Annotated in this window: 24 protein-coding genes; 15 read left to right on the top strand and 9 right to left on the bottom strand. The window is 57.2% G+C overall.

Annotated features, from left to right (window positions below; genetic code table 11):
* The first annotated feature begins 1 nt into the window (after position 1).
* Both KFO72_RS13180 and KFO72_RS13175 read left to right on the top strand, forming a co-directional pair.
* The gene (locus KFO72_RS13180; RefSeq protein WP_225032319.1) at positions 2–226 is read left to right on the top strand and encodes a hypothetical protein; all 225 of its coding nucleotides are present in this window, start codon (positions 2–4) and stop codon (positions 224–226) included.
* Between the two features lie 225 nt (positions 227–451).
* On the top strand, positions 452–688 hold the full coding sequence (locus KFO72_RS13175; RefSeq protein WP_225032318.1) for a hypothetical protein: 237 nt from the start codon (positions 452–454) through the stop codon (positions 686–688).
* Between the two features lie 81 nt (positions 689–769).
* Here the strand turns inward: KFO72_RS13175 and KFO72_RS13170 are convergent, their stop codons facing one another.
* Entirely contained in the window at positions 770–997 is a 228-nt protein-coding gene (locus tag KFO72_RS13170) for a hypothetical protein (RefSeq protein WP_225032317.1), read from the bottom strand.
* A 114-nt stretch (positions 998–1,111) separates the two neighbouring features.
* Between KFO72_RS13170 and KFO72_RS13165 the strand changes: the two genes are divergently transcribed.
* The 6 genes from KFO72_RS13165 to KFO72_RS13140 all read left to right on the top strand — a co-directional run bounded on the left by KFO72_RS13165 (position 1,112) and on the right by KFO72_RS13140 (position 8,469).
* Complete coding sequence (locus tag KFO72_RS13165; protein ID WP_225032316.1) at positions 1,112–3,148, top strand: filamentous hemagglutinin N-terminal domain-containing protein; 2,037 nt, start codon at positions 1,112–1,114, stop codon at positions 3,146–3,148.
* A gap of 50 nt (positions 3,149–3,198) precedes the next feature.
* Positions 3,199–4,977 carry a ShlB/FhaC/HecB family hemolysin secretion/activation protein gene (locus KFO72_RS13160; protein ID WP_412101782.1) on the top strand — a complete coding sequence of 593 codons (1,779 nt, stop codon included), beginning with the start codon at positions 3,199–3,201 and terminating at the stop codon, positions 4,975–4,977.
* A 47-nt stretch (positions 4,978–5,024) separates the two neighbouring features.
* Complete coding sequence (locus KFO72_RS13155; RefSeq protein WP_412101781.1) at positions 5,025–5,843, top strand: peptidyl-prolyl cis-trans isomerase; 819 nt, start codon at positions 5,025–5,027, stop codon at positions 5,841–5,843.
* A gap of 43 nt (positions 5,844–5,886) precedes the next feature.
* Positions 5,887–6,891 carry a hypothetical protein gene (locus KFO72_RS13150; protein ID WP_225032314.1) on the top strand — a complete coding sequence of 335 codons (1,005 nt, stop codon included), beginning with the start codon at positions 5,887–5,889 and terminating at the stop codon, positions 6,889–6,891.
* A gap of 641 nt (positions 6,892–7,532) precedes the next feature.
* On the top strand, positions 7,533–7,829 hold the full coding sequence (locus tag KFO72_RS13145; RefSeq protein ID WP_225032313.1) for a hypothetical protein: 297 nt from the start codon (positions 7,533–7,535) through the stop codon (positions 7,827–7,829).
* A 1-nt stretch (position 7,830) separates the two neighbouring features.
* Positions 7,831–8,469, top strand: coding sequence for a hypothetical protein (locus KFO72_RS13140; RefSeq protein ID WP_225032312.1), 639 nt, complete (start codon positions 7,831–7,833; stop codon positions 8,467–8,469).
* Positions 8,470–8,482: 13 nt separating this feature from the next.
* Here the strand turns inward: KFO72_RS13140 and KFO72_RS13135 are convergent, their stop codons facing one another.
* On the bottom strand, positions 8,483–8,752 hold the full coding sequence (locus tag KFO72_RS13135) for a helix-turn-helix domain-containing protein (protein ID WP_225032311.1): 270 nt from the start codon (positions 8,750–8,752) through the stop codon (positions 8,483–8,485).
* 72 nt (positions 8,753–8,824) lie between these two features.
* Between KFO72_RS13135 and KFO72_RS13130 the strand changes: the two genes are divergently transcribed.
* The 3 genes from KFO72_RS13130 to KFO72_RS13120 all read left to right on the top strand — a co-directional run bounded on the left by KFO72_RS13130 (position 8,825) and on the right by KFO72_RS13120 (position 10,868).
* Positions 8,825–9,172 carry a hypothetical protein gene (locus tag KFO72_RS13130; protein ID WP_225032310.1) on the top strand — a complete coding sequence of 116 codons (348 nt, stop codon included), beginning with the start codon at positions 8,825–8,827 and terminating at the stop codon, positions 9,170–9,172.
* 67 nt (positions 9,173–9,239) lie between these two features.
* Complete coding sequence (locus tag KFO72_RS13125; RefSeq protein WP_225032309.1) at positions 9,240–10,118, top strand: hypothetical protein; 879 nt, start codon at positions 9,240–9,242, stop codon at positions 10,116–10,118.
* Positions 10,119–10,151: 33 nt separating this feature from the next.
* Positions 10,152–10,868, top strand: coding sequence for a hypothetical protein (locus KFO72_RS13120; RefSeq protein WP_225032308.1), 717 nt, complete (start codon positions 10,152–10,154; stop codon positions 10,866–10,868).
* Between the two features lie 820 nt (positions 10,869–11,688).
* Here KFO72_RS13120 and KFO72_RS13115 read toward each other — a convergent pair.
* Entirely contained in the window at positions 11,689–12,081 is a 393-nt protein-coding gene (locus tag KFO72_RS13115; protein ID WP_225032307.1) for a helix-turn-helix domain-containing protein, read from the bottom strand.
* Positions 12,082–12,302: 221 nt separating this feature from the next.
* On the opposite strand from KFO72_RS13115, the gene KFO72_RS13110 reads away from it, so the two are divergent.
* The 4 genes from KFO72_RS13110 to KFO72_RS13095 all read left to right on the top strand — a co-directional run bounded on the left by KFO72_RS13110 (position 12,303) and on the right by KFO72_RS13095 (position 14,751).
* On the top strand, positions 12,303–12,878 hold the full coding sequence (locus KFO72_RS13110) for a hypothetical protein (RefSeq protein WP_225032306.1): 576 nt from the start codon (positions 12,303–12,305) through the stop codon (positions 12,876–12,878).
* A gap of 202 nt (positions 12,879–13,080) precedes the next feature.
* On the top strand, positions 13,081–13,308 hold the full coding sequence (locus tag KFO72_RS13105) for a hypothetical protein (protein ID WP_225032305.1): 228 nt from the start codon (positions 13,081–13,083) through the stop codon (positions 13,306–13,308).
* Positions 13,309–13,410: 102 nt separating this feature from the next.
* Positions 13,411–14,331 carry an endonuclease/exonuclease/phosphatase family protein gene (locus KFO72_RS13100; RefSeq protein ID WP_225032304.1) on the top strand — a complete coding sequence of 307 codons (921 nt, stop codon included), beginning with the start codon at positions 13,411–13,413 and terminating at the stop codon, positions 14,329–14,331.
* 3 nt (positions 14,332–14,334) lie between these two features.
* Entirely contained in the window at positions 14,335–14,751 is a 417-nt protein-coding gene (locus KFO72_RS13095) for a hypothetical protein (RefSeq protein ID WP_225032303.1), read from the top strand.
* A 187-nt stretch (positions 14,752–14,938) separates the two neighbouring features.
* On the opposite strand, the gene KFO72_RS13090 is transcribed toward KFO72_RS13095, so the two are convergent.
* The 6 genes from KFO72_RS13090 to KFO72_RS13065 all read right to left on the bottom strand — a co-directional run bounded on the left by KFO72_RS13090 (position 14,939) and on the right by KFO72_RS13065 (position 22,259).
* The gene (locus KFO72_RS13090; protein WP_225032302.1) at positions 14,939–15,517 is read right to left on the bottom strand and encodes a hypothetical protein; all 579 of its coding nucleotides are present in this window, start codon (positions 15,515–15,517) and stop codon (positions 14,939–14,941) included.
* A gap of 261 nt (positions 15,518–15,778) precedes the next feature.
* Positions 15,779–16,897 carry a phage/plasmid replication protein, II/X family gene (locus KFO72_RS13085; RefSeq protein ID WP_225032301.1) on the bottom strand — a complete coding sequence of 373 codons (1,119 nt, stop codon included), beginning with the start codon at positions 16,895–16,897 and terminating at the stop codon, positions 15,779–15,781.
* Between the two features lie 295 nt (positions 16,898–17,192).
* Positions 17,193–19,103, bottom strand: a complete 1,911-nt coding sequence (locus KFO72_RS13080) for a DUF927 domain-containing protein (protein WP_225032300.1) — start codon at positions 19,101–19,103, stop codon at positions 17,193–17,195.
* The gene (locus KFO72_RS13075) at positions 19,090–19,386 is read right to left on the bottom strand and encodes a helix-turn-helix transcriptional regulator (RefSeq protein WP_225032299.1); all 297 of its coding nucleotides are present in this window, start codon (positions 19,384–19,386) and stop codon (positions 19,090–19,092) included. Before KFO72_RS13075 ends, KFO72_RS13080 begins: the two co-directional genes overlap by 14 nt.
* A 444-nt stretch (positions 19,387–19,830) precedes the next feature.
* Positions 19,831–21,024, bottom strand: coding sequence for a tyrosine-type recombinase/integrase (locus KFO72_RS13070; protein WP_225032334.1), 1,194 nt, complete (start codon positions 21,022–21,024; stop codon positions 19,831–19,833).
* 308 nt (positions 21,025–21,332) lie between these two features.
* Positions 21,333–22,259 (bottom strand): LysR family transcriptional regulator, encoded by a 927-nt coding sequence (locus tag KFO72_RS13065; protein ID WP_224101263.1) that lies wholly within the window; start codon positions 22,257–22,259, stop codon positions 21,333–21,335.
* Positions 22,260–22,312 lie beyond the last annotated feature (53 nt).

Below are 22,312 nucleotides of genomic sequence, written 5' to 3'. Positions count from 1 at the left end.
AATGAACACTGAAAATTTGACGCCCGAACTCGCGTATCTAGCGATGTACGAGTTCTTGGTAGAGCTGTATCAGCGGACAAAGTCGGACGAGTTAGGTTCGCTGTTGGGCAGCATGAGCTATCTGGCCGATGGTGAAACAGCTGATCCGGCAGTTTGGAAGGATTGGATGCGCTGCGTGGCCAAAGTCATGGCTGGACAAGGCGGTGCCGAACTTAAATTGCGATGATTTGTTGCCGCGGACAGTGGCGTGCACGGATCGAGTGCAGTCGCGGGGCGATGACTGTGAATATTGATCAGTAGGGCAACCTTGAAACCGCGTCCTCGGGAACTCGAAACGACGACTACGAATTCTGCGAAAAGAGCGGGAGTTCGAAGAGAGCTTATCGGCACCTCCGAGCAGCTGTGCTCTAAGGACGACAAGAGCAGACTCGGACTCACGCTACGTGATTTCATGCCGACTCTAGAGCGTGCGTACATATTGAAGTGGGTGCCGGAGCAGGCGGAAGACATCTATTGGGTACTCACTGGACCTGCACAGATAGTGAAAGTCGAAGTTCCACGGGGGCAAATACATGACAAAGAATTTGCTGCGCTAGAAACGATGGACGTTGCAACGTTTCAACAAAAGCGTCACTCGCAGGAGGTGAGGGAGAAACTGGCGATCGCGCTTGAGCTGGTGCGTGCCTGATTCGCATGGATTGTTCGCAGGCGTGTGATCGCGACGATTGATGATTTATTAGCACACTATGGTAATAGCGAGCTCTTCCGATCAAAGGAGGAAGTCGCATGCATCGCGGCGTCGGAGTTGTTGCCAGTTCGAAGAAAGGCTTGATTTGATGATGTCGCGCCTCCCGTTGATGGGCGTGCCGAGGAGCAGAACAATCTTGGCTAGGCCGACTTCGTTCGCGCAAAGGACCAAATGCAAGAGGTCCTTGTTGCGACGGTTCGGTGGTAACAGGTCCGAAAACTCGACGGAGAAAAGCTGGCGCGACGCCAAGGGCTTTCCTCCTTCACGTCCTCGAACGGGATGTCGAGACCAAAATTCGACGATTAAAGGCGGACGGCTTCAAAGCTTTAAACAATTACCATTGCGGTACGGGGTTTTCACTGCATGAATCAAAAATTATGGTCGCGATGGCTATTAGCGACATGGGCGGGCGCATCGAACATAGCCTTCGCGGGTGGCATTGTGACGGATGGCGGTACAGCTACATCAGTAGCGACTGCATCTGGCCATCAAACGGTAAACATCGCACCGGCTATTGGCGGCGTTTCGCATAACACCTACACGTCGTTCAACGTGTCAACGGCTGGAGCCGATCTGAATAACGTCGGGGTCAATGCAAAGACGATCGTCAATGAAGTCACTAGCACCAACCCCTCACTGATCCAGGGCGCTATCAACATCCTTGGGCCGCGAGCAAACGTCATCCTCGCGAACCCGAACGGCGTGACCGTCGATGGCGGTAGCTTCCAGAATGCAGGACATGTCGTCCTCGCAACTGGTCAGGTCAGCTTCAACGACATCACGCTGGCACCAGGCGTGATTCAGCGCAATGTCGTACTCACGACAAACGGCGGTGTCGTCACGATCGGCCCGGGCGGCCTGTCCGGCACACTCATCAATCTCGATCTCGTATCGAAGCAACTGGCCATCAATGGCCCTGTGACCAACGATTTCACGACGTCCGTGGGAGGTGTGCGTGCAACGACCGGCAGCAGCACGACCACATGGGACACAAGCTTTTCGCCATCGGACAACAGCCACGACTGGCTCGCATCGACCACGAATCCGCATGCATCTGCATCGGGGCTCGCTATCGACATCACGTCGGCGGGAGGACTCACTGGAGGCCGGGTGCAACTCATCGTGACGGATCAGGGTGCGGGTGTGCACAGTCTGGGGAAGCTCTATGGCAGCGCAGGCGATGTCATCGTCAGCGCGACAGGCGACATCACGACAACCGGCGCATCGATCCGGTCGGAGCACGATATCTCGCTGACCACAAGCGGCAATGTATCGATGCAGGATACGCAGACGGCAGCCGCGAATAACACGACGATCGATGCCGGGACGATCGCGTTGTCGGACTCAACTGCTGGGCCGTCAACCTTGAGCTCGACCGTGGGCGCGGTAAAGCTGACAGCAAGCCGCGACATTTCGAATGTCGGCAGCACGATCCAGGCAGGCGGAATCACCGCTGACGGGAAATCGACGGGCGGCGATGTGATCCTTACCGCGGACGGGAACATTACGAACCAGTCGACACCTGCAAACCTTGGCGTCATCTTTTCGGCCAATGGTGCAACGACCCTGAATGCGAAGGGCAATATCGTCAACGACAACGGACGGATGCTCTCCAATGGTGCCGTGACGCTGACTGCAGCGGGCGACGTGCAGAACATCATCGACCATACGACTGGCATCAACGCGGGTGCGCCCGTTGCCTATTCACATCAGGGAGGCAGCTTCCTCTTCCTGACGCACACATCGAGCGGTTTCGACGTCGACTACGGTACGGTGAGTCAACCCTCGCAGCTCGCGTACATCGCTTCGACCGGCGGCGCCGTCTCGATCTCCGGCACTAACGTGACGAACTCGGGCGGCATCATCCAGTCGAGCAATGGCTCAATCACGATTGACGCGCGCGACACGTTTACGAATGCGGCCGTGTTTGCCGGCCAGGCCAGCTACTCACGCGGGTGCTGGATTTTCTGTCACGCCAGTGCATCGAGCACGGTCACCCCTTATGGCGGCACGATCCAGTCGGGCAAGGACCTCTCGATAAGCGCAGGCAATGTCGCACGGAACATTGGCGGTAACGTGTTCGCACTGGGAGACATCAAGGTCAGCGCTCCCATCACCTATGCGCAGGGTGTCACGGGCTATTCGGCGATCAATCAGGACCGGGGCTTCAAGGCGTTCTTTGGCAGCACGTGGGCGCAGATTATCGCGATGGACGTTGGCGGAGACTTCGTGGCAAACGGCTCGGTCACGTTTACCGGCGGTGCCGTTATTGATGGTGGATCGGTCAGTGGCGGGAAGGGCACATCCGCAGCAGGTGGCATCACAACGGTACGTCCGCCGATGCGCACGCCGGTGCAGATCGGTCAGCACCTCGGACTTTCTTCGTGGTTGGGGTACTAATGTCGGTGTTTCGTACCCGTATTCCCGGCACGGCGGCATTCGGTATTCTGATGGCCGTTCAATCCGTATTTGCTCAGACACCGCCACCGCCCGGGACGGCCGCGCCAGTTGCCATCATTCCGCAAGTGCGCCCGGTTCAAGACCCGGGCCAGCAACTGATTGACGAGCAGCGTGAGCGGGCGCGCGAGCGACAGATTGCCCAGCCGCCAGCGTCGGTTACCCTGCAGACACCAGGGGCAGGCGCGGTACTCAATGTTTCTCCCGGTACGCCCGTCGAAGACATTCCCGAGCCGGGGCCGTCGTTTTCAGTGCACCACATCGTCATGGCTGGTCCGCACGATACCGCCGTCGTCCTGCCTGACGGTGTGTCTCCGGCGCGGTTGCGGCAAATCGCCTCGGAGTTTGAAGGGCACAAGCTCGGCACCAATCGAATCAATGTTCTCCTGAAAAGACTCACCGATGTTTTCGTCGATGCGGGTTATGTGACGACGCGGGCTTTGCTGGGTCCGCAGAATCTTGGATCGGGCACCCTGACAGTGACGCTCGAGATTGGCCGGGTCGAGGCGTTCACGGTGAACGGCCAATCGATTCACCGCTTGAAGAAGGATGAGCGGTCGGCTGGGGGCGGTTGGCTGACTGATGCAGGGTACGCGAACGCGTTCCCGGCTTCACCCGGCGATGCATTGAGACTCGGCGATATTGACCAGGGCGTTTCGCAGATCAACCGTCTGCGTCGCAATCAGGCGGAAGTCCAGATTCTGCCGGGACAGAGTCCGGGCGATTCCGTTGTCGCCATCAACAACCGCTCCGGCGACCGCCTCTATTACACCCTTGGCGTAGACAACTACGGCAGCGAAGCGACGGGTATCACACGGTATCGGGCGGGCATCGAGGCGGACAATCTCATCGGGCTCCAGGAATCAATCAGTCTCAGCGTGGTCGACAGCGCCGAGAGCAATGCGTTTGTTGGCTCGTTCGCCATTCCCTTTGGTCGCCATACGTTCAGCTACACGCTGTCTGACTCCGAATATCAGCAGGTTATCGGCACGACAGCACTGCTGTACGGCCGCACGCTCAGTCATATTCTTGGCTGGAACTATACGGCGAGCCGGTCGCAGGCGAATATTGTCAATCTCGACGCGACACTTTCCTGGCGGCGGACGGATCGGGAAGTGAACGATTTCGATCTGAATCCGCAGCACATTGCCGTGTTACGCGTGGGCGGAAACTGGTTACATCGCTTCGTGCTAAATGATGCACAAGGCTTTGTAACGCTTGATGCAGGCGTGTCGGAAGGACTGCCGTGGCTGGAAGCGGACCACGACGCCCACGACATCGCACGTGCCGATGCGCATGGCCAGTTCACCAAGCTGGATGCGACGGCCAGTTACACATTGCCGCTGCCGAAGGTCGGATCGGCGCAGTTCGCGTATCGGGGCGTCCTCGGACTGCAGTACGCCAACGTCGCGCTCTATGGCAGTGAGCAGCTCTTCCTGGGTGGGATGGACAACGTTCGCGGTTTTCGTTCGGGCGTGATCGCCGGTGACCGGGGGTTCTATACGCGCAATGAAATGGCGTGGGTGAACACGCCAGCCTGGCACGACGGCCGGGTAGAGCCATACCTGTTTCTGGATGCAGGAAAGGCGAGTCTGATCGCGATCCCGGGTTTTCCGTCACTGGTCGGCACGGGCGGCGGGTTGCGCGCGCAATGGCAGTGGCATCGACAACAACTATCTGGCGAACTGCTGGTTGGACGCGCGCTGACTCAGCCCGCCGCGCTTGGGCCCAAGTCCACCCTTATTCTTGGAACAATGAACTGGAGCTACTGATGAAGTTTCCGAACCGAAGAAGATTCGTCGCCGTGTCGACGCTTTGCATGTGCCTCACGGCGCCGGCGTTCGCGCAGTCGGCATCGGCCACCGTCGCTTCCCTGCCGACGGGCACGGTCGCGACCGTGAATGGCGTGGCGATTCCCCAGACGCAGTTCGATGAAGCGGTGCGCGTTGCAGTGCAGACAACCCATCAGCCCGACACGCCGCAACTGCGACAGGCGGTCAAAGGACAGCTGATCGCGCGTGAACTGTTCCGGCAGAGCGCCGAAAAAGCGGGCTACGGAAACAAGCCGGAAGTGCAGCAGGTCGTCAACGCGGCAAAGGCCAATGCGGAATCCGAGTTGTATCTGAAGGACAATATTCATCCCGAGCTCGTGACCGATGCCCAGGTGAAAGCGCGCTACGACGAGATCGTCGGATCGCTCGGCAAGGATGAGTTCCGGCCACGCATCATCGCCGTCGCGGACGCGATGACGGCCGCGACGGTACTCAGCGAGCTGAAAGCGGGTAAGTCCTTCGACGTGCTAGCGCGCCAATACAGCACTGCGCCCAGCAAGGCTGCTGGGGGAGAGCTGCCTTGGGTGAGTTTCAAAACGCCGGCTATGGAAGGTAAGACGAGTGGATTGCCGTTGCCGATAGCGCAGGCGCTTTCAAATCTCCCTGTGGGTGGTGTGACGCCAGAACCGGTTTCCGTTGGCAACACCCGGGCGATCGTGAAACTCGACGCGAAACGCCCGACACAGGTGCCCACGTTTGATCAGGCCAAGGAGACGATCCGCCAGCAGTTGCAGGTCCTGGCGTTGCAAAAAGCCAGTGCGCAGTTCACGACTGATCTGTTCAAGAATGCCGCGATCCAGCAATAAGTCCGCTGCCCCCAGACCCTCGGGCGGCGCATCATTTGAACGGTTGAAGGAACGGGCTAAAGAACTCGGCTGGCGCTGCCTGGCGGACCGCTGGGCCGGATATCAGATTCCTTACCCCTTCGAGTGCGAAAGCGGTCACCGCTTCGAACGGCGCCCCACACAGATGCTGTACAGACGCCTCGAGTGCACCGAGTGCCAAGGAAACGCGCTGCGAGAACGGTGGCTGGCCAATGTTAAGGAAAAGGGCGGCGAGCTTGTTGCGGGGGCGTTCACGGGGTTACTCGAACGCTATCGTCTGCGTTGCCCCGCCGGGCATGAATGGGAGGCGCAGGGTCGCAAGATCAGCGAGGGGAGCTGGTGCCCTACGTGTGCACATGAAGCGTCGGCAAGGCGTAACCGCCGGTCGGATGGGCTGGCCCTGTTGCAGGCTACCGCGCATGCACGCGGCGGGAAGTGCCATGCGGATGGCTACGTCGACGGCAGGCAGCGCTATCTGTTCGAATGCGAGCGGGGGCACCGCTGGCAGGCGCAAGGCAGCGAAATATTGCGGGGGCGATGGTGTGCCCGGTGCGCCCAGAAGGCGAAGGGGGCAGTGGTGGCGGCATCCCACTTCTATCAGGACGGCCTGAAGAAGCTGCAGGACGCGGCGCGAGTGCATGGCGGGCAGTGTCTGGCCGATGTGTACGTAGGCGCACCGGAGAAATACCGGTTCCGCTGCGCAGATGGTCACGAATGGAATGCGATCGCGAGCCAGATATGGCTTGGACACTGGTGCCCACGCTGCGCGAAGATAAAGCAGCGATTGACCATCGAACAGATGCAGGCGATCGCTGCTGAACGCGGTGGAATGTGCCTGTCAACCGAATACGAGGGCAGGCATGTCAAGTTGAGATGGCAATGTCATCTTGGACATGTATGGCAAACACGGCCCGCGGTCGTCAAAAGTGGGAGTTGGTGCCCCTCGTGCGCAAACCTTGCACGGATCGAGAAGCGAAATCGGTGGAAAAGGCTGCGCTACGACGCTGTCGGCAAGCTGACGGAGCCCTGAGACAGGCTTCGCACTGCGAATTATGAGATTTGGCATTCCAAACTGCCTGGAATCGCCTTGAAACGACCATTTTGCTTATTTTTTAAGCAAAATGGTCAAATTTTTAGCTCCGAGACGACCACGGACGCTTCGTTTTAGCTGCGACAAAACATTACAAAGCTTTCGGTCGCGAATGCGGAGCGCAGGAGCGGTTGCGGCTCCGCACCCAAGTCTTGCCCTTTCCGGCGTCGTCGGACGGCGCTGACGGGCCGGAAAACGGGTCGGAGGGGAATTTTCGGGTCTCGCGCTTCCTCCCTTTTTTGGACTTTCAGATAGATCGGTAAAGAATACCGATTCCATACCCTCGCGACACGCTACTTTTGTGGGGAAAAGTGTATTCGTGCTACGATTTGGCCAAGAAGCGGATTTTTTGACGGTTTTTTGCAAAAAACGAGTGATTTGTGGCTGTCCGCTTCCAATTTTCGCCATCGCCTGCGCGTCCTGACAGGGCTGCGTGATCTATTGCGTCGAGCACCGGCTAATACCTCGCCGATCCTGAACTGCGACGCTGCAACCTTGCGTTTCTGCGTGCCTTTTCTTCCCTGAGTGCCCACTGGATCAGTGTCCGGGACGACACTCGCCTAAAAAACTAAGGACTACCTATGAATAAGGATGTTTTGCATACGCCGCTTTTTCCGCTCGGACGGACATTCGCCACGCCAGGCGCGCTTGAGCTTATGCAACGCACGGGTACAACTCCGTGGGTGTTGCTTGGGCGACATCGATCCGGCGATTTTGGCTGTCTGGATGCATACGATTGCGCTGCCAATCACCGGGCGGTGCTCGATGGCACGCGCATCTTGAGCGCTTACGAGCTTGGCCCTGCTAACGAAAAAATCTGGGTAATCACGGAAGCCGACCGTAGTTCGACGACAATTCTGCTGCCCAGCGATTACTAGAATGGGCGAGCTCATCGTGCAGAAACTGCTGTTTGCCGATCCAAAACTCTTCGTTCCTCAAGGCGCGATCGCGGGTGGGTGCGCAACTCACGCAGCGGCTGCGGCGCTCACCGTGCTGGGGCTGATCTCCGATCCTGGGCGCATCATGGCAAAACGGGCCGAGCCGAATTCCAGACGCCTATGGATAGCACTGAGGGATACATACGCACAGGGCATCAGCTTCGTTGAGTTGCTGCGGCGCATGGAAGAGCTGCAATTTCCGGTCGGGATCGAACGCACCGAGGGCAAGCATCACGACGTGCTGCGGTTTGCGATTGACGCCCTGCGACGGCAGCGACCGGTCATACTAAGTTTCGCGCCAGTCAACGGTCCGCGAAGTCTTCACGCTGTTCTTGCAGTTGGCTTGTCCGGGCGGATGGAAAGTCGCCGCTTTGAACCCTCGTCACTGCTTGTCACAGACTCGTGCGAACAGCATCCGGGGCTTGGGCCGATTAATGCCCGGATTGAGTTTTCGCCCGCCGCAAAGCGAGAGACTGACGGCACATACGTGACCGCGTGGGATCGTTACCGGGTTTCGCTTGACGCGGCAATATCGCTACGTCGAACCGCAAGGGCGCAGAAGACCCGCAAGCCACTATAGCGATGCCAGGGTGTCACCGGCGCGATGTTTTCTTCGCGGCCGGCGTCGCCCGGTCTAGAAGCCAGTCGATGAACGTGTGCGGATCAGCCTCAAGGACATGCAGGATGTCTAGCAGTTCGATGACATCAAGCCGCCGCTCACCGGACTCGTATTTCGATACGAAGGTTTGCGTACGCGCGAGCCGGTCAGCCATGTCCTGCTGCAGCCAGCCGCGCTCCTTGCGAAGACGTTTAAGTTCCGGGCCGACGGGTTGATAGCGGTGATCGTGGATGGGATGGGCCATGCCGCGATTCTAGATTTGTATATTCCATATCCGAAATTCGCATATAGGGTAAAATTTGGCCCACGGTGAACCATGAAAACACTGACAACGCTCTGGGTGTTGGCCGCAGCGCTTGCGGCATTAGGCATCGCGCTGGACATGCATCGGCTGAAAGTCAACCGCATCGGTCTGTCCGCGCCGGGCTGGGTCCTGGTCTGCATGGTGGGCACTCTGCCCGCAGTCGGACTGTATCTGCTCTTGCGGGCGCGTGTCTGGCGAACGCTGCTCGATGCCGCGTGGCGGTTCGCCGGTGACGGGACGCAGTCACCCGATGTCCGGCGCAAACGGCTCGACGTACTACGCGATACCGGCGTGATCGGTGAACCCGTTTACCGGGCATGCGTAAAGACGATGAATACGCGGCAGCCGGGCAGCGCCTGACCTCCTGGCTTATTAACAGTCCATTTCTCCCGATCACGTTGATCGGACGGTTCAAGAAGGATGTGAAATGTCAAATGCGAACACATCGGAATCAACTAAAACGGAGCGGAGCACCCTCGAAACGGAATACGCGTTGCCGTCGCCGGAGCCAGAGCGCCCAGCGATCCGCATCGTCGGTGTGGGTACGACCGGCGTGGGGTTGGTGATCGCCCTGCAACCCATGAGAACTGGCAGCAACGTCGACTTCATGTATGCATGGTCGGCGGGGGACGCGGAGGCACTGAGTTGCAGCGAGGCGTCAAAGACATCTCATCGCCCGGGGAGCACGGACCTCGTAGTCATCCTTGCTGATGCGAGCGATGCAGATGCCCTGCGTACATCCGGAATTGTTGGTCGGACGGCACATGCAGCGGGCACATTCGTTCTCGCGATGTTCGCGCAGCCGCTGTTTCCGCCCGGGGCGGCTGTCAAGACGGTGACGGCGGACATCGCTGATTGCATCGATGCACTCGTATTCATGCCGCTTGCTCCGAACGTATCGATGCTGCATCACTTGCTGAATGTATATATCGACGCGTTCAGCGCCGGACTGTCCGGGCCGTTTTGTGTGCCAGTCGGCGCTGAATTCCTCGATGTTCGCGGTGCGTTTGCAGACACGGGGGAAGCGTTCACCGGCATCGGGCGGGCAACCGGATCAGACCGGGCACGGCGTGCCGCAGAAATGGCGATTGCTGACGTCGGACGCCCGCGCCTCGTCATAGCAAATGGTCTTCTGACCGTGGTGACGGGCGCGAGTTCGCTGAGACTGCAGGAGATCGCAGCCGCGGCATACGCGATACACGAGGCCACGGCCGGCGATGCAGTTGGAGCACTGGTCGCGCACTACGACGATCGGCTCGGAGACGAAGTACGCGTAACCGTGATCGCCGCCGAGAGTGGCGACTGAGATCGCGTATTCGGAAATCAACAGGGGCGTGCTTTGTCACAGCCCATCAAAAAACTCAAGGAACAAAAAATGTACGTCACGAACTACCTGACGAATCACCGCGTAACAAAAGCGTCCGTCATCGCGTTACTCCTGATGCTTTCCGCCTGCTCGCCGCATTCATCCCAGACGCAGTCATCGGCCGCGTCCGCAGCTCCCGCGACGAGCGCATCTCCTGCTGCGCCAGCCTCTTCAACAACAGCGGACAGCGAAGAGCGCGACGAAGCGGGTGGGAATAGCGGAACCCCTGTATCAGCGTCAAAAGCCCAGCCATCCGACGGGAGTCATCGTGGCCCTCGTGTCAAGGGCATCCAGCTTGGCGACTCCCTCGATGACGTGAAGAAAGAAGTCGCGGGACTCTTGCCTGGCGCACGGTGTGAGTTACGCGCCGTCAACGCGACCACGTATCCGCTCTATTGCGACGGTGCCGTTCTGGCCGGACTGGAATTCGAGTCAGCACGACTGTCAAGCATTTCGATGACTTCGCTTCTTACGGCCAACGTGTTCGGCACCATGCCCCTCAAGGACTTTGTTCAAAACTTTGTGTCCGCGTATGGCATACCGCGCATGGAGCCGCAAACTGGCGCTACCGGTCGCGAATATCTCGCTTATCGCGATGAGAGTGGTTGGGAGGTGGACATCTTCGCCGACAAGACGTTTTTGCTAAAAGTGATCTCGACCCCAGCGCAGCAGGCGAGCAAGTTCAATTGACGCGGACGGCTGGCTGTTCGTCCATGTGGGTTACGGCGCCCATGGAAGCACCGTGGCGCGCCATGGTGCTCTCATAACTTAAACGCGGACGCTGAAGGGGAACGGTGAGCCAACTGCCTGCCACTTATCGACCGCTTCGATGACACGCTTCCCGGTAATGGAAGTCTCGAAGCTCTCGACCTCAGTGTTGATCAAATAGTGACGCCAGACGAGATCATTTCCCTCAACGGACAGGGGTAGAACATCGTCGTGCATACGGTCTATGACTGCCGACGCGATCTTCGAGAAATTCGGGCGCGTTGTTTCAACAACGACTACACCTTTGTGGCCGAGATCGATACAGATCGAAGATGATGCGTCTCCCCATTGTGCACAATCATACGTAGTTGCGATAGGAAGGCTGCCGCCGATGCTGATGGGAGCGCGGCACCCTTCGGCAACGGCGAACCAGATTACCGTGTGACCAGACGTGCTTACAAACTACCCGCGAATGCGCTTCTGCCGAGGTTGGGGCAAACGCTATTGCCGAGGCGATCGCAACAACCAGCAAACTCAAGGACACGAACTTATGCAAGATACCTCCCTTCAAAGAGCGCGCCAATTCTAACGGAGGGAGTTCGTATCGTCAGTCGCGGGTGTACGAGGCGGCACACAATGCCGACATGCGAGATTCGTTGCGACGTCATCAGTGGAATGCTGTGTTGGCGGATGCTTCGTGGCTTCGGCGTACTCCGACATCGCCAGTCAGAAAGGCGAAGCGACGATCGTTGTAGCAGGGACGGGGATCGAATGCGGCGGTTGCGTGAGACTGCCTGCGGGTTCACGCTCCCTTTCTGTGCGGTTTTGCGTTGCCCCGTTGAGTCCGTCGACCGTGCGGTGTATCCAGCAGTGCAAGGGCGTCGTCAATCAATCGCTCGACAATTTCCTGTTGCGAAGGCGTCAGCTGCGACAGCTTTTCGTGGACTCTCACCGCCCGATCGTGTGAATTGACGCCGCCAACGCGGAACAGGTCGGCCAGCCCACACTGCAATTCTTCCGCGATGCTGGCAAGCCGCTCAAGACTCGGAACCAGGGTGCCCCGCTCGATTCGGGAGAGCGAGGACTGCTCAATCTGGAGCGACTCGGACAGCTGCTCCTGTGTCACGCCGAGCGCCTTTCGGCGGGCCGCAATGGCCGCACCGATCGATCGCGCTAGCTGTTCTATGTTGCTCAAGCCTGACACCCTCCTCGTTTGAGGAGGAAGTGTCAGTTTTTTGCACACGCTTCCGGAAGGACGTCGTAGGGCATAATATTCGTTAAAAGGAATATTTAAGGCCGTCGACAAGGGAGATGTGCGTCGTCGCCGGTATTTACGGAGGCGCAGATCGCTTACCGGTACGGGGCGGTCGCTTTTAATACGAACGGATATTCAACCACCTACGGGATAACGCAGTTATGAAGCTTGTACATTTCTCTATCGTCGCTCTCGCTATCGCGACATCCGCAGCACATGCGCAAACAAGCTCAGTCTTTAGCGCAATTCAATCTGCCAAGTCTGCGTTAAGCGCGGCAAACCAGCCGCAGTCTCCGCAAGACGCGCATCAGCAGATGTTGCAGCAACAGCACGACCAGCAGGTCGAATATATGAAGCGACATCCGGCGTGCTCGACAAATTGTCCGCCTGATCCGGAGGATAAGAGACGGGCAGAAGCGCAGCAAAAGCGTGCGCACGAGCAAGCACAGCGACAAGCCGATGACGCCGCAAAAGTTCGTGCGCTATGCCCCGACCTAGATAATGACAAGTTCAACGTGGCTGAGAAATTTATCCGCTGCAGGAATAAAGGATTCACGGAGCAGCAGGCGTTCGGCACGATTCAGGGGTTGCCGCCGCAACCACAAGCGTACCTGGCGGCGATGATCCAGGATATATACGAGGACAACATCACCGATCCTAAAATGGGCAAGGCGATCTTGGACTACTACGGGCGTTGCTTTGAGCGCGGAACTACTTGCGCTCGCCCTGCGTGGTAAAACCTTGTTGCAACCAACGGCGAAGGGGCGCTGTACGGTGCCACTCCGCCCAGCGGGCAATCCGCGTCCCCAATGCAACTTGCTTCGCGGCAAACTCTTTGCAGAGGAAGCGAGAGGCGCAGCTCGGTGCCAAACTGACGTACGAGATTCCGAAAGAACGCCGGTTGCTCGCCCAACGGACGCACGTGACGTCGAGTCGATCATGCGTTCTCTCGAAGAGATTCGGATCGATCAGATGCCGTCAGCACCGGCAGTGAAGGCTATTGCTGCCGCGCAGGCGGCAGTAAAAGGTGGGCTCGCTTCCATACCACAAAATTTCACCGCGATTCAACACTATCATCGCGACGGCCTCGATGTTTTCGTCGCTGAGTTGCAGATCGCGCGCGCCAGTCTCGACGCGGAGATACGACGCTTAAAACGATATAGGTGACTTCAACCAACCACAAACCCCGATCTCGAAATGAACTCTACCGTGTCCTTCATTAGATTGACTGGTAAAGTAAGCGACTATCGCTATCTTAAACAGCATTGAATGGATATCCTGACGGACTTTTTGGGTCAACCACTTGTCTTCGTGTGGTGGAATACAAGCCTGTCACCGCTCGGTACGCCACGCGGTACACAAGATGATCTCGATATCGTTGTCAGGTATTTGAAAGCTTTTCGCGAAGAATGGGGCGCAGATGTAATCGGGCTTGGTGAAGTAAGTACAAGCGATCTCATTCAGATCATGGAGCATTTGGATGATCCGCATTTGACATTGCACGACGCCACTGGAGCAGTCAATGGAACTCGATTTGATATCGCTCTTCTTTACGACAAACGTCGCCTTCATCAAACGTTCAATCGTCCATTAATTGCGACATATGGCAACCACAGTTTAAAAATCGGCGAACGTATCGATCTTATTTCGTCGGAGACCGAGGTTCCGCTGACGGTCGTCGTGTCTCATTGGCCGAGTCGTCTGTTCGCTCCTGACTTTGCCCCGAAGCGAGCTGAAATGGGAATGGCGTTGCGAAGCATACTAGACACAATTCGCGATGATTTTTCTGAACCTTATCTCGTACTTATGGGTGACTACAACGATGACCCGTTTTCGCCGGCTCTCGCAGATCACCTTCTGGCGACACGAGACCGGGAACTTGCGCGTCGTTCGAATCCACTCCTTTACAATCCTAGTTGGCGTTGGATAGGCGAAAGCCTACCGCACGGTGCAGATGGAACTGACGTCGGCGTGTGTGGCACCTATTACTATCGTAGCGGAACGCCAACACGCTGGCACACGTTCGATCAAATCATGTTCTCGTCGGCTTTTCTGCGCTCCGGAACTTTCACGTTGAGAGAGTCTCTAGGTCGTATTATCTCAACGAGTGACTTAGTCGAGCGACTTCGGTCCGCAACTAGTATTTTCGATCATTTACCTGTTTTGGCGGCAATTGATGTGAGGGTTTAAAAAATGAATAGATTCCGCGAAGCCTTTAAGGCTGGGCAAGTTGCTGCCATCAATGCTGAGTCGGCTAGACGAGAGATTGACGAAGTAATAGAAGCAGTTTCTGAAGCTCTCCAAGAAGAGACTTCAGGAACGATTTTCTTCGAAAAGAAGAAAATGCGGAAGAGCGGAGCCAATGCATTGCGTGCTCTGTCCACTGGAGAATCTGCTTCTTACTTAGTTCTCGCTGCAGTCAACAAAAAGGTTGAAGATGCCCCGTCCATTAGCCTCGCCCTCTGGCACCAAGAAGCGGGGGGATATCCGTGCAAAGTAACATGGGGTAGTCGTGAGCAATTCTGTTTTGATCGAGAATCGCTCGAGCAATGCTTGTCTGCGTTACTGGCTGACGCCGAAGTGGGGGAGAAAATCCAACGCTTACTTTGAGGGCCAAAATCGCGGCAAGCGGTTTGCGTTTCCAAATTTTGGCCGCTGGGACCAAGTATGCGCGAGCGACAGTGATGCTCAAGACCGGCGGGTTCAACAGGGAGGATGTAACAGTTCGCCGGATCGCTTCGTCGAGTTCCGACAGCACCCTGTGGAACAGAGGCAGCCGAATATCGGCGTCTGAAAGTTACTCGTTCGCCATCATTTGATTCACCTCATTTAGATTGATTTTCACCCCGTCCCGGGACCGGTCGAGATTAAGTGCCGCATGTGCGACGCGTGCTTCATAGTTGGGAGAGACGTCACCTTGAGCCAATAACTCAAGGGCGTACGTTGCCTTCATGTTGTACGCTCTGGCTGCTGTTGCCAACGCCAAAAGCTTTTGACTAGTATCCGCTGAAAACTTGCCACTAAGCGCCGCCTGTTCGGTGGCTATCGGCTGTATGTAGGTAATGAAGATGGGAACTGTTGTCGGACGTTTATCTCCGGAGAAATTCACGTTCATCGGAATGCCATCGATTTGCGACTGCAACTGTGCGTACTCCGCGGAGACCAAAGCCTTCCAGCGGGCACGCTCCTGTGCATCCTGTTCGGCTGATTGAAGCCGAAACAGGTAAATACCGGTCGCCACGCCCAGCGTCACCGATACCACGGTTGAGATAACTGCGTTCCACCAATCCCACATCTTGTCCCGCCGACTGTAGACCACGATCGCCGAGTAAATAAGCGCAATGACAAGTGCTGCGCAAGCGACAGAAAGAATCACTTAGCCCCCGATTTGCAAGTTGTTTATGTTTTGCCTTCGCCATTGGTGACTTTCTTCTTTCGGCGAGCGATTTGTATAAATATACCTGCATCGCTCACCTCATGCTGCGGCTGTCGCAGTTTGGTAAGTCTACGTAGACACGTAGACTGGACAGATTTTCAAGTTCAACCTTCCCCCCCGACGGGAAGTTGGTATTGATGTTCACGCCGGGCGGTGGCGCTTTGGTTTGTTAAAGCGTTTTGCGTCAACCCTACATGTCGATTAGGGTCCGTATTGCCTGTGCGCGCTTCGATTGGGATACCGGTTCGTCGGAAGTGCAATGCACCGATCTCCACACTCCGAACCAAATGCAACGAGAGGGTAGTCGATATGCCAGTCAGGGAACGCGGGCAGCATGTTATGAGATGAAAAGATGTCAGATAGCGGCAGTACTTCTTTAACGGGAACATCGCGCATGATGTCGACTCTAGTTTCCCGGCGGATTTCGCTGCGATGGTGGGCAAGTCCAGAAGGGCTAAACAATGCCCCCAATCCCGCACCTCGAGCCCACAGTTCGAACGTCCGACGCAGATGGGCTGGAAGATGAGTTGCCGACTGCTTCACGTATTCGATGGGTTGATGTCGCTCGAACCGCAGCTTGGACATTTCTGCAAAAAACACTTGCTGCACGAGATCGTCGGTCCATGCGAAACCTCGGTCGAGTTTATGCTGTGCGAGATATTCCTTGGATAGCTTGAGTTCTGCACGGATGTTGCCAACAGCCTCGTTGCGCAAGAGGTTCCACACGTTGATGTCCTGCTTACCCAGCACCGCCCAGAGATGCGGTTGCGAACTGGTCCGCTTGTCGTCGAGTTCCTGCCGCTTGTCATAGAACAGCCACGCCGCATGACTACGCGGCACTTCCATCCGTACGCCAGTCCCTTTGCGCAGCGCTGCAGGCAAGAGCGAGAAACTGGTATTGCGCAACATGTATTTGCTCAACTGCCGCGCGTCTATCTGATGAGGCAGCGCGAATCTGTTTGTGATGTCTAGTGACTGAAGCTCAAACTCACCGGAGTTCCATGCCGCTCTCAGTTTTTCTGTGTATGGAACTCTGAGCTGGTCGAGAACAGCGCAGATTATTGTCGAACCGAGCAAGCATATGTCGTTCGTTCCGAACACGTTATGCCCCTGAAGAGGCTTCAGCGGACAGCATCGCATAGCGATCGCTGTTCCGTTGTTCAGCGATATGACGTTGAGCGGTGCGGCTCCTTCTCGAAGCCGGATTTTTGTACCGTATCGTTTCGATACTGACGATGAGGAATTTTCGATCAGCTTGACGCGTTCGTTGCCGAACGGCTTATGCGCCAGCAAAATTTTGATATCGATTAGATCGATCATGAGTTGTCTTCCTGTCATGTGATTAGCTGCTGAAGCAGCAGGGGTGCATCACATGGCCTTTACAGTATTTGGAAGACAAGCAAGATCAAGCGGAAGGAAAGACCCAGTCTACGAAGATACGCAGCATGTTCGATATAACAATACAAGGAATGGAGTATATAGATTAGTATCGCTCCCGGTCGCCCAGCGGTTCCCTGCAAATAAAAGGACAGGCGGATATTCCACCTGTCCCTTCGGTCTACGGTAGACGCGTAGACCTGTAGACCGCCGCGTGCGCGACGAACGAAGTGTGGAGCTACATCCCGAAGATCGATGTCTCACGGATAGCATACATTGCGACCTTGGCGTTGCCTTGCCCTGGTACTTTGTATTGCTTGGTCGGTCGGCCTCCTGATCCGAGGATCAACCAGTCGGCAGCCTTAAGCGCGCCATCCAGCGTCTTCTTGCCGTGCTTTCTGACGATTCGCTGCAGCGCGTGTGGAAAGATCAGAAACACGATGACGCCATTGTCCACGTACGTGAAGCCGAACTGTGTGTCACGGCCTGCATCCGAGAATGCGCTGTATGGTGGCATGCGATTGCGATGATCAAGTATCAACGCGCGAACCTCTTCTAGAATTTCTTCACTAGACGTTCCACGTTGCTCCTTGCAAGCGGCAAACCATTTTGTGAAGCACTCACGGATTGCACCATAGACATCTGGCCTCTCGAGTCTGAGCACACCAGCGTCTATCGCAGTGAGACCAGCAAAGCAAGCAAACGCAAAGTGATCCAGGACACGACTGACCAAACCGTCGGACGTATCGAATTCACACTGACGGATGACAGACTCCCGAATCTTTGGTGCGAATTCTGCGTATTTAGCTTCCAGGTAGCCAAGGTTCTCTGCAAAGTATTTGACGTACGGGCTCCACGCGACACCGTGTGTCTTGCGCAAGGCAACGTCCAGCCGCCTTGCGAATTGCGCGCCGTCTGCGGCGTCGTGCAAGTTGGCAAATGCACCAAACTCACAGTCAACCGGAAGAGCTACGAATCGCGCAAGTTGACCGGGCTTGACTTCGCGCTTTCCGCGAGAGAGCAGTTCGGTCGGAGACTGTTCACCAGCAGACAAGAAAACCGTCGAGATACGGGAAATTTCCCCCGCTGCCCCCGTTGAGGTAGCGCGCAGTTTCCCACCGCCGTTGGCAAGACGATAGATCAGTTGATCGAACGCGGTGACATCCGCTTGCCCGAGTTCGTCCAGCACGTGTGGTTTGCCCGAGTGTTGCGCGGCAAACGCCTCGTGACCGTTTGGCGTGCCTTCCCATGTCGGCAATATCAGTGGGGTGTCGGTTAGCGCACGCACAAGGCGAAGGATTGTCGATTTGCCCATACTCGACCTGCCGACCACGACCACGCCGAATGAATCGTGGCCGAGCGGTTGCACGAGTGCGGCCGAGAATCCGAAGCAAAGCATTGCAATGGCGAGTGGGTTACCGGCGCACCAGCTCGTAATCGTCAACCAATCGTCGAGCGTACCCGATATGGATCGCGTGTAAGCAGCTGGACGCACGACGCGTTCGGCCTCGCGGCGCTCGGAATACATCTGATCCCCGAAGACATAGCATTCGCTACCAAAGACGGTGGTCCAGCCGTCGTGCGCCGCTCGAACGAACAACGGATTGTCGGGACGTGTTCTCAGGTTGTCCGCGAGATGTTTGGTAGCATCGCTTGTCCGAAAACGCGCACCATGCTCAATCAAGAGATCAGAAAGCTCGGTCGGCCGCGAAAGCAGCTTCTCAGAAATTTCGACGCGCTTCCACGTCTTGTGTGGCGTCTCGATTTCGAGCAGGTGTGCAGGATTTCCCCCATCAGGGTCAGCAACCCTGCCACACCAGCGAATTTTAAGACCCGGACGCGCTTGTCCGACCGGGGATGCAATGCTACCGTCGTGCAGGTGCCCTGCAGCACCTTGGGCGGCTCTGTGCGGCGCGCGTGACGATGACTTCGCCAAAGCGACGCTTCGGATAGAAGGGTCCTGCGTGCGACGCGTGTTTTCCGTTGCGGCGTCGTCACGGGCGGGTCCGGCCGCATTTTGCTTGGCACTGGCAGACGACGATTGCACACCAGCAGAAGCCGGTAGCGAATCTCTAGCAAGAGCACGCGCGACTCGATCAGGAATGCGGATGCCGTTTGGCCATGTGAGTGGGGGCTTATTGATTTTCATTGCGCGCCTCCACGGCCAAAAGGAATTGGTGGATCGTGCTCAGTCTCCACCCACGTATACGTGCTGATAAATGCAAAGGAGCTGGAAAAGTACCATTCTTAAGCATCATATAGAGCGTGGTTCGCCCAATGCTTACCATCTGCAGTACTTCGGGCAGCCGAAGAATCCGGTCGACAGGGGGTGTGCTGTCAGTGGCCTTGATAGCATCGAAATGGGATGCGGTGGGAGTGAACTGCGCGCAGGAAGCCGACAGGCGCGCGTCAAGTTTGGAGGTGCGGCTCATATGACGATCCGGAAAATTGCACGGGGCGAACGAACCGAAGTCGCATCGCGACATCGGTTCGTTCGTTGACATCGGCGTCTGCTGTCGTCTTTTTCCCCCTTGGCGTCGTCGCTTGGGTCTCGTCGATGCCTCGGGAGACAGCAAGCTCGCTGGGGACGCGCCTACACCGTGAAGGTGCCGGACCGCCGCGTTTCGCCATTCGGCTCAGCGGACGGGTATGTTATTTCAGGAAGGTTTGCAAGCTCCCCTAAGCCAGACTTTGCTGGCCCCTGCACTGTCAATGCTGCACGAAAGTACACGGTGATGATTGTCGAACTATCGTCGACGCGAAACTTTACGATACGTTAAGCGACAGAGCAATCCTGTCAAAAGCCGACCGCCCGGTTTGCGAAGAAGATCGAATGCACGTGATTCAAGCACCCCGGTGTGTTGTTTGCCCTCGCGTCAATCGCCTTCGGCAAACTTCGCCCAGTCCTCCATGAGCGTGGCCCGTTTCACAAACAGGTCACCGCGAGCGTATGCTGCTTCCGCCTTGTCCTTGATGCCGTGGGCAAGCGCCGCTTCGCACACCTCGCGCGGATAGTGCGTCGTTTCTCCCGCCCAGTCGCGGAACGTCGAGCGGAAGCCATGCACGGTAATGTCGTCACGCTTCATGCGTTCCAGCAGTTGCAGCATAGCCATGTTCGAAAGTGGCTTTTGATATTTGGCTCCAGGGAAGACGAAGTCACCCTGTTTCATGTCCTCCTGCGCCTTGACGAGTGCGATAGCCCTTGCCGACAACGGCACGCGATGTTCCTTTCGCATCTTCATGCGCTCGCCGGGGATGATCCAGATGCTTTCGTCCAATCTGAATTCCGACCACGTTGCGCCGATGACTTCGTTCGTTCGTGTCGCAGTCAGGATCAGGAGTTCAAGGGCGCGCGCCGCGATGCCATCTTCAGCGCGCAGCAGTTTGATGAAGCCGGGGAGGTCGGCGTACGGTAGCGCCGGGTGGTGCGTCACCTTCTGGACGCGGGCCCTTTTTGGCAGCAGCGTATCTAGGTGTCCTTTCAGACGCGCCGGATTCTCTCCGGCCCGGTAGCCGCGCACGGTGGCCCAGTCGAGGACCGATTCGATGCGGCCGCGCACACGGGATGCGGTTTCGGTTTTCGTCGTCCAGATGGGCTCCAGCACTTTCATGACCAGTGCAGTGTCAATAGCCGAGACGGGCAGCGAGTCGAAGACGGGCTCCGCGTAGGTCGCTAGCGTATTGGTCCACTGATCGGCGTGCTTCGCGTTCTTCCATCCGGCGCGATGCGCTTCGATATATTTGTCTGCGCATTGTTTAAACGTCATCTCGTTCGCCTGCGCGACCCGTTGTGCCGTGCGTTCGGCGTTGCGAGAATCGATCGGATCGACGCCGTCCAGCAGAAGGCGGCGGCAGTCGAGGGCGCGTGTCCGCGCTTCGGCCAGACCGATCGTGTGCACGGGTCCGAGACCCATGCCCCGTGCCTTGCCCGCTCGCATGTACCGAAAGAGCCAAGACTTGACGCCGGCAGCAGTGATCTGCAAATAAAGACCGCCGCCGTCGGCGTACAACCCGGGCTTTGTTGTCTTTGTGACTTTCAGTTGGCTCAGCTTGTTTAGCGTTCGTGGCATCGGATGACTATCAAATCGACTATCAAATGAAAGTCTGATTATAGACAATTTCAAGGGTGTTCAAGCGAACGTTGTTGAACGATGGATGCCATGCATCCCAATGCGGGTAAGGGGTCTGGCGAATTTCGACGAATTCTGCCGCATGTCGTATTGACGGACCGTCTCTCCGCCAAAAGATTGCCAACAAATAGCCCCGTCAAATCATCGATTTGACGGGGCTATCTGTTTTCTGGCGCCTGTCGGTGGGCCGTTATGCTCCTGTCGAGACGGCTACAGGCGCAAACAGCACGTTCGCAACGGCAAGCGCTTCAACTCGCCGAACGGCGCCGCGTTTTCTTCCCGCCGCCACCCGCATCCCCACCACCATCCCCCAGCACCCCATCCGCGCACTGCAAAAATCCCCTGATCAACCGCCCACGCGGCGACGTCTTCTGCCACAGCACACCGAACCGCCTCGGCTCCGTCGGCGTCGGCAACGCCAGCCGCGCGACGTTTAGCGTTTCCGTCAGCGGCGACACGATATCGGGCACCAGCGACACGCCCAGTCCCCGATCGACCATCATCGCAATCGCCATCAGCGAATTCAGTTCAAAAAGCTCACGCGGAACGATACGCGCCGAGCGCAGATATTGATCCGCCTGCTTGCCGCCGCCGAGCGAGCGGTCATAGCGAATGAACGGCTCGCGCCGCAGCAGTTCATGCGGGTCCTCATTCTTTAGCCGCGACGGCGCGAGCACGACAATCGGTTCTTCCCTCAACAAATGCCAGTCATACGCCTTGGGCAAGGCAAACGCGGGATGCAGACAGACGGCAACATCGAGATCGCCGCGTTGCAAGGTCTCGTACAGTTCCATCGACGTCCCCGCGCGTATCAGCACATTGGCCTGCGGGAAGTCACGCGCAAACGCCGCCAGCACGTCCGGCAGCAGCGACAGCAGCGCCGTCGTGATCGTGCCGATGCGCAATTCGCCCGCAGCTTCCTCTTCGAGCGCGAACGCCTTCAGATCCGCAAACTCGCGCACCAGATTCCTCGCACGCGCGATCACGCGATGACCCGCCTCCGTCGGAATCACCGTGCGTCCCGCGCGCACGAGCAGGCGCACGCCGAGTTCCCGCTCGAGTGCCTGCACCTGCTGCGCGATCGCCGCAGGCGTCACGCCGACCCGCCGTGCCGCCTCGGCCATCGAGCCCGTATCGACGACCAGCAGCAGATTGCCGAGAAAGTGGATGTCCATGACGATAGATATTCTATGGTTTGAAGATAGATGCGGATAGTTTATCTAAAACC

The sequence above is a fragment of the Paraburkholderia sp. XV genome (genome assembly GCF_020177535.1).
GTDB classification, from domain to species: domain Bacteria; phylum Pseudomonadota; class Gammaproteobacteria; order Burkholderiales; family Burkholderiaceae; genus Paraburkholderia; species Paraburkholderia caribensis.
Note: the sequence above shows the minus strand (reverse complement) of the source record. Positions and strands in the feature narration are given on the sequence as shown.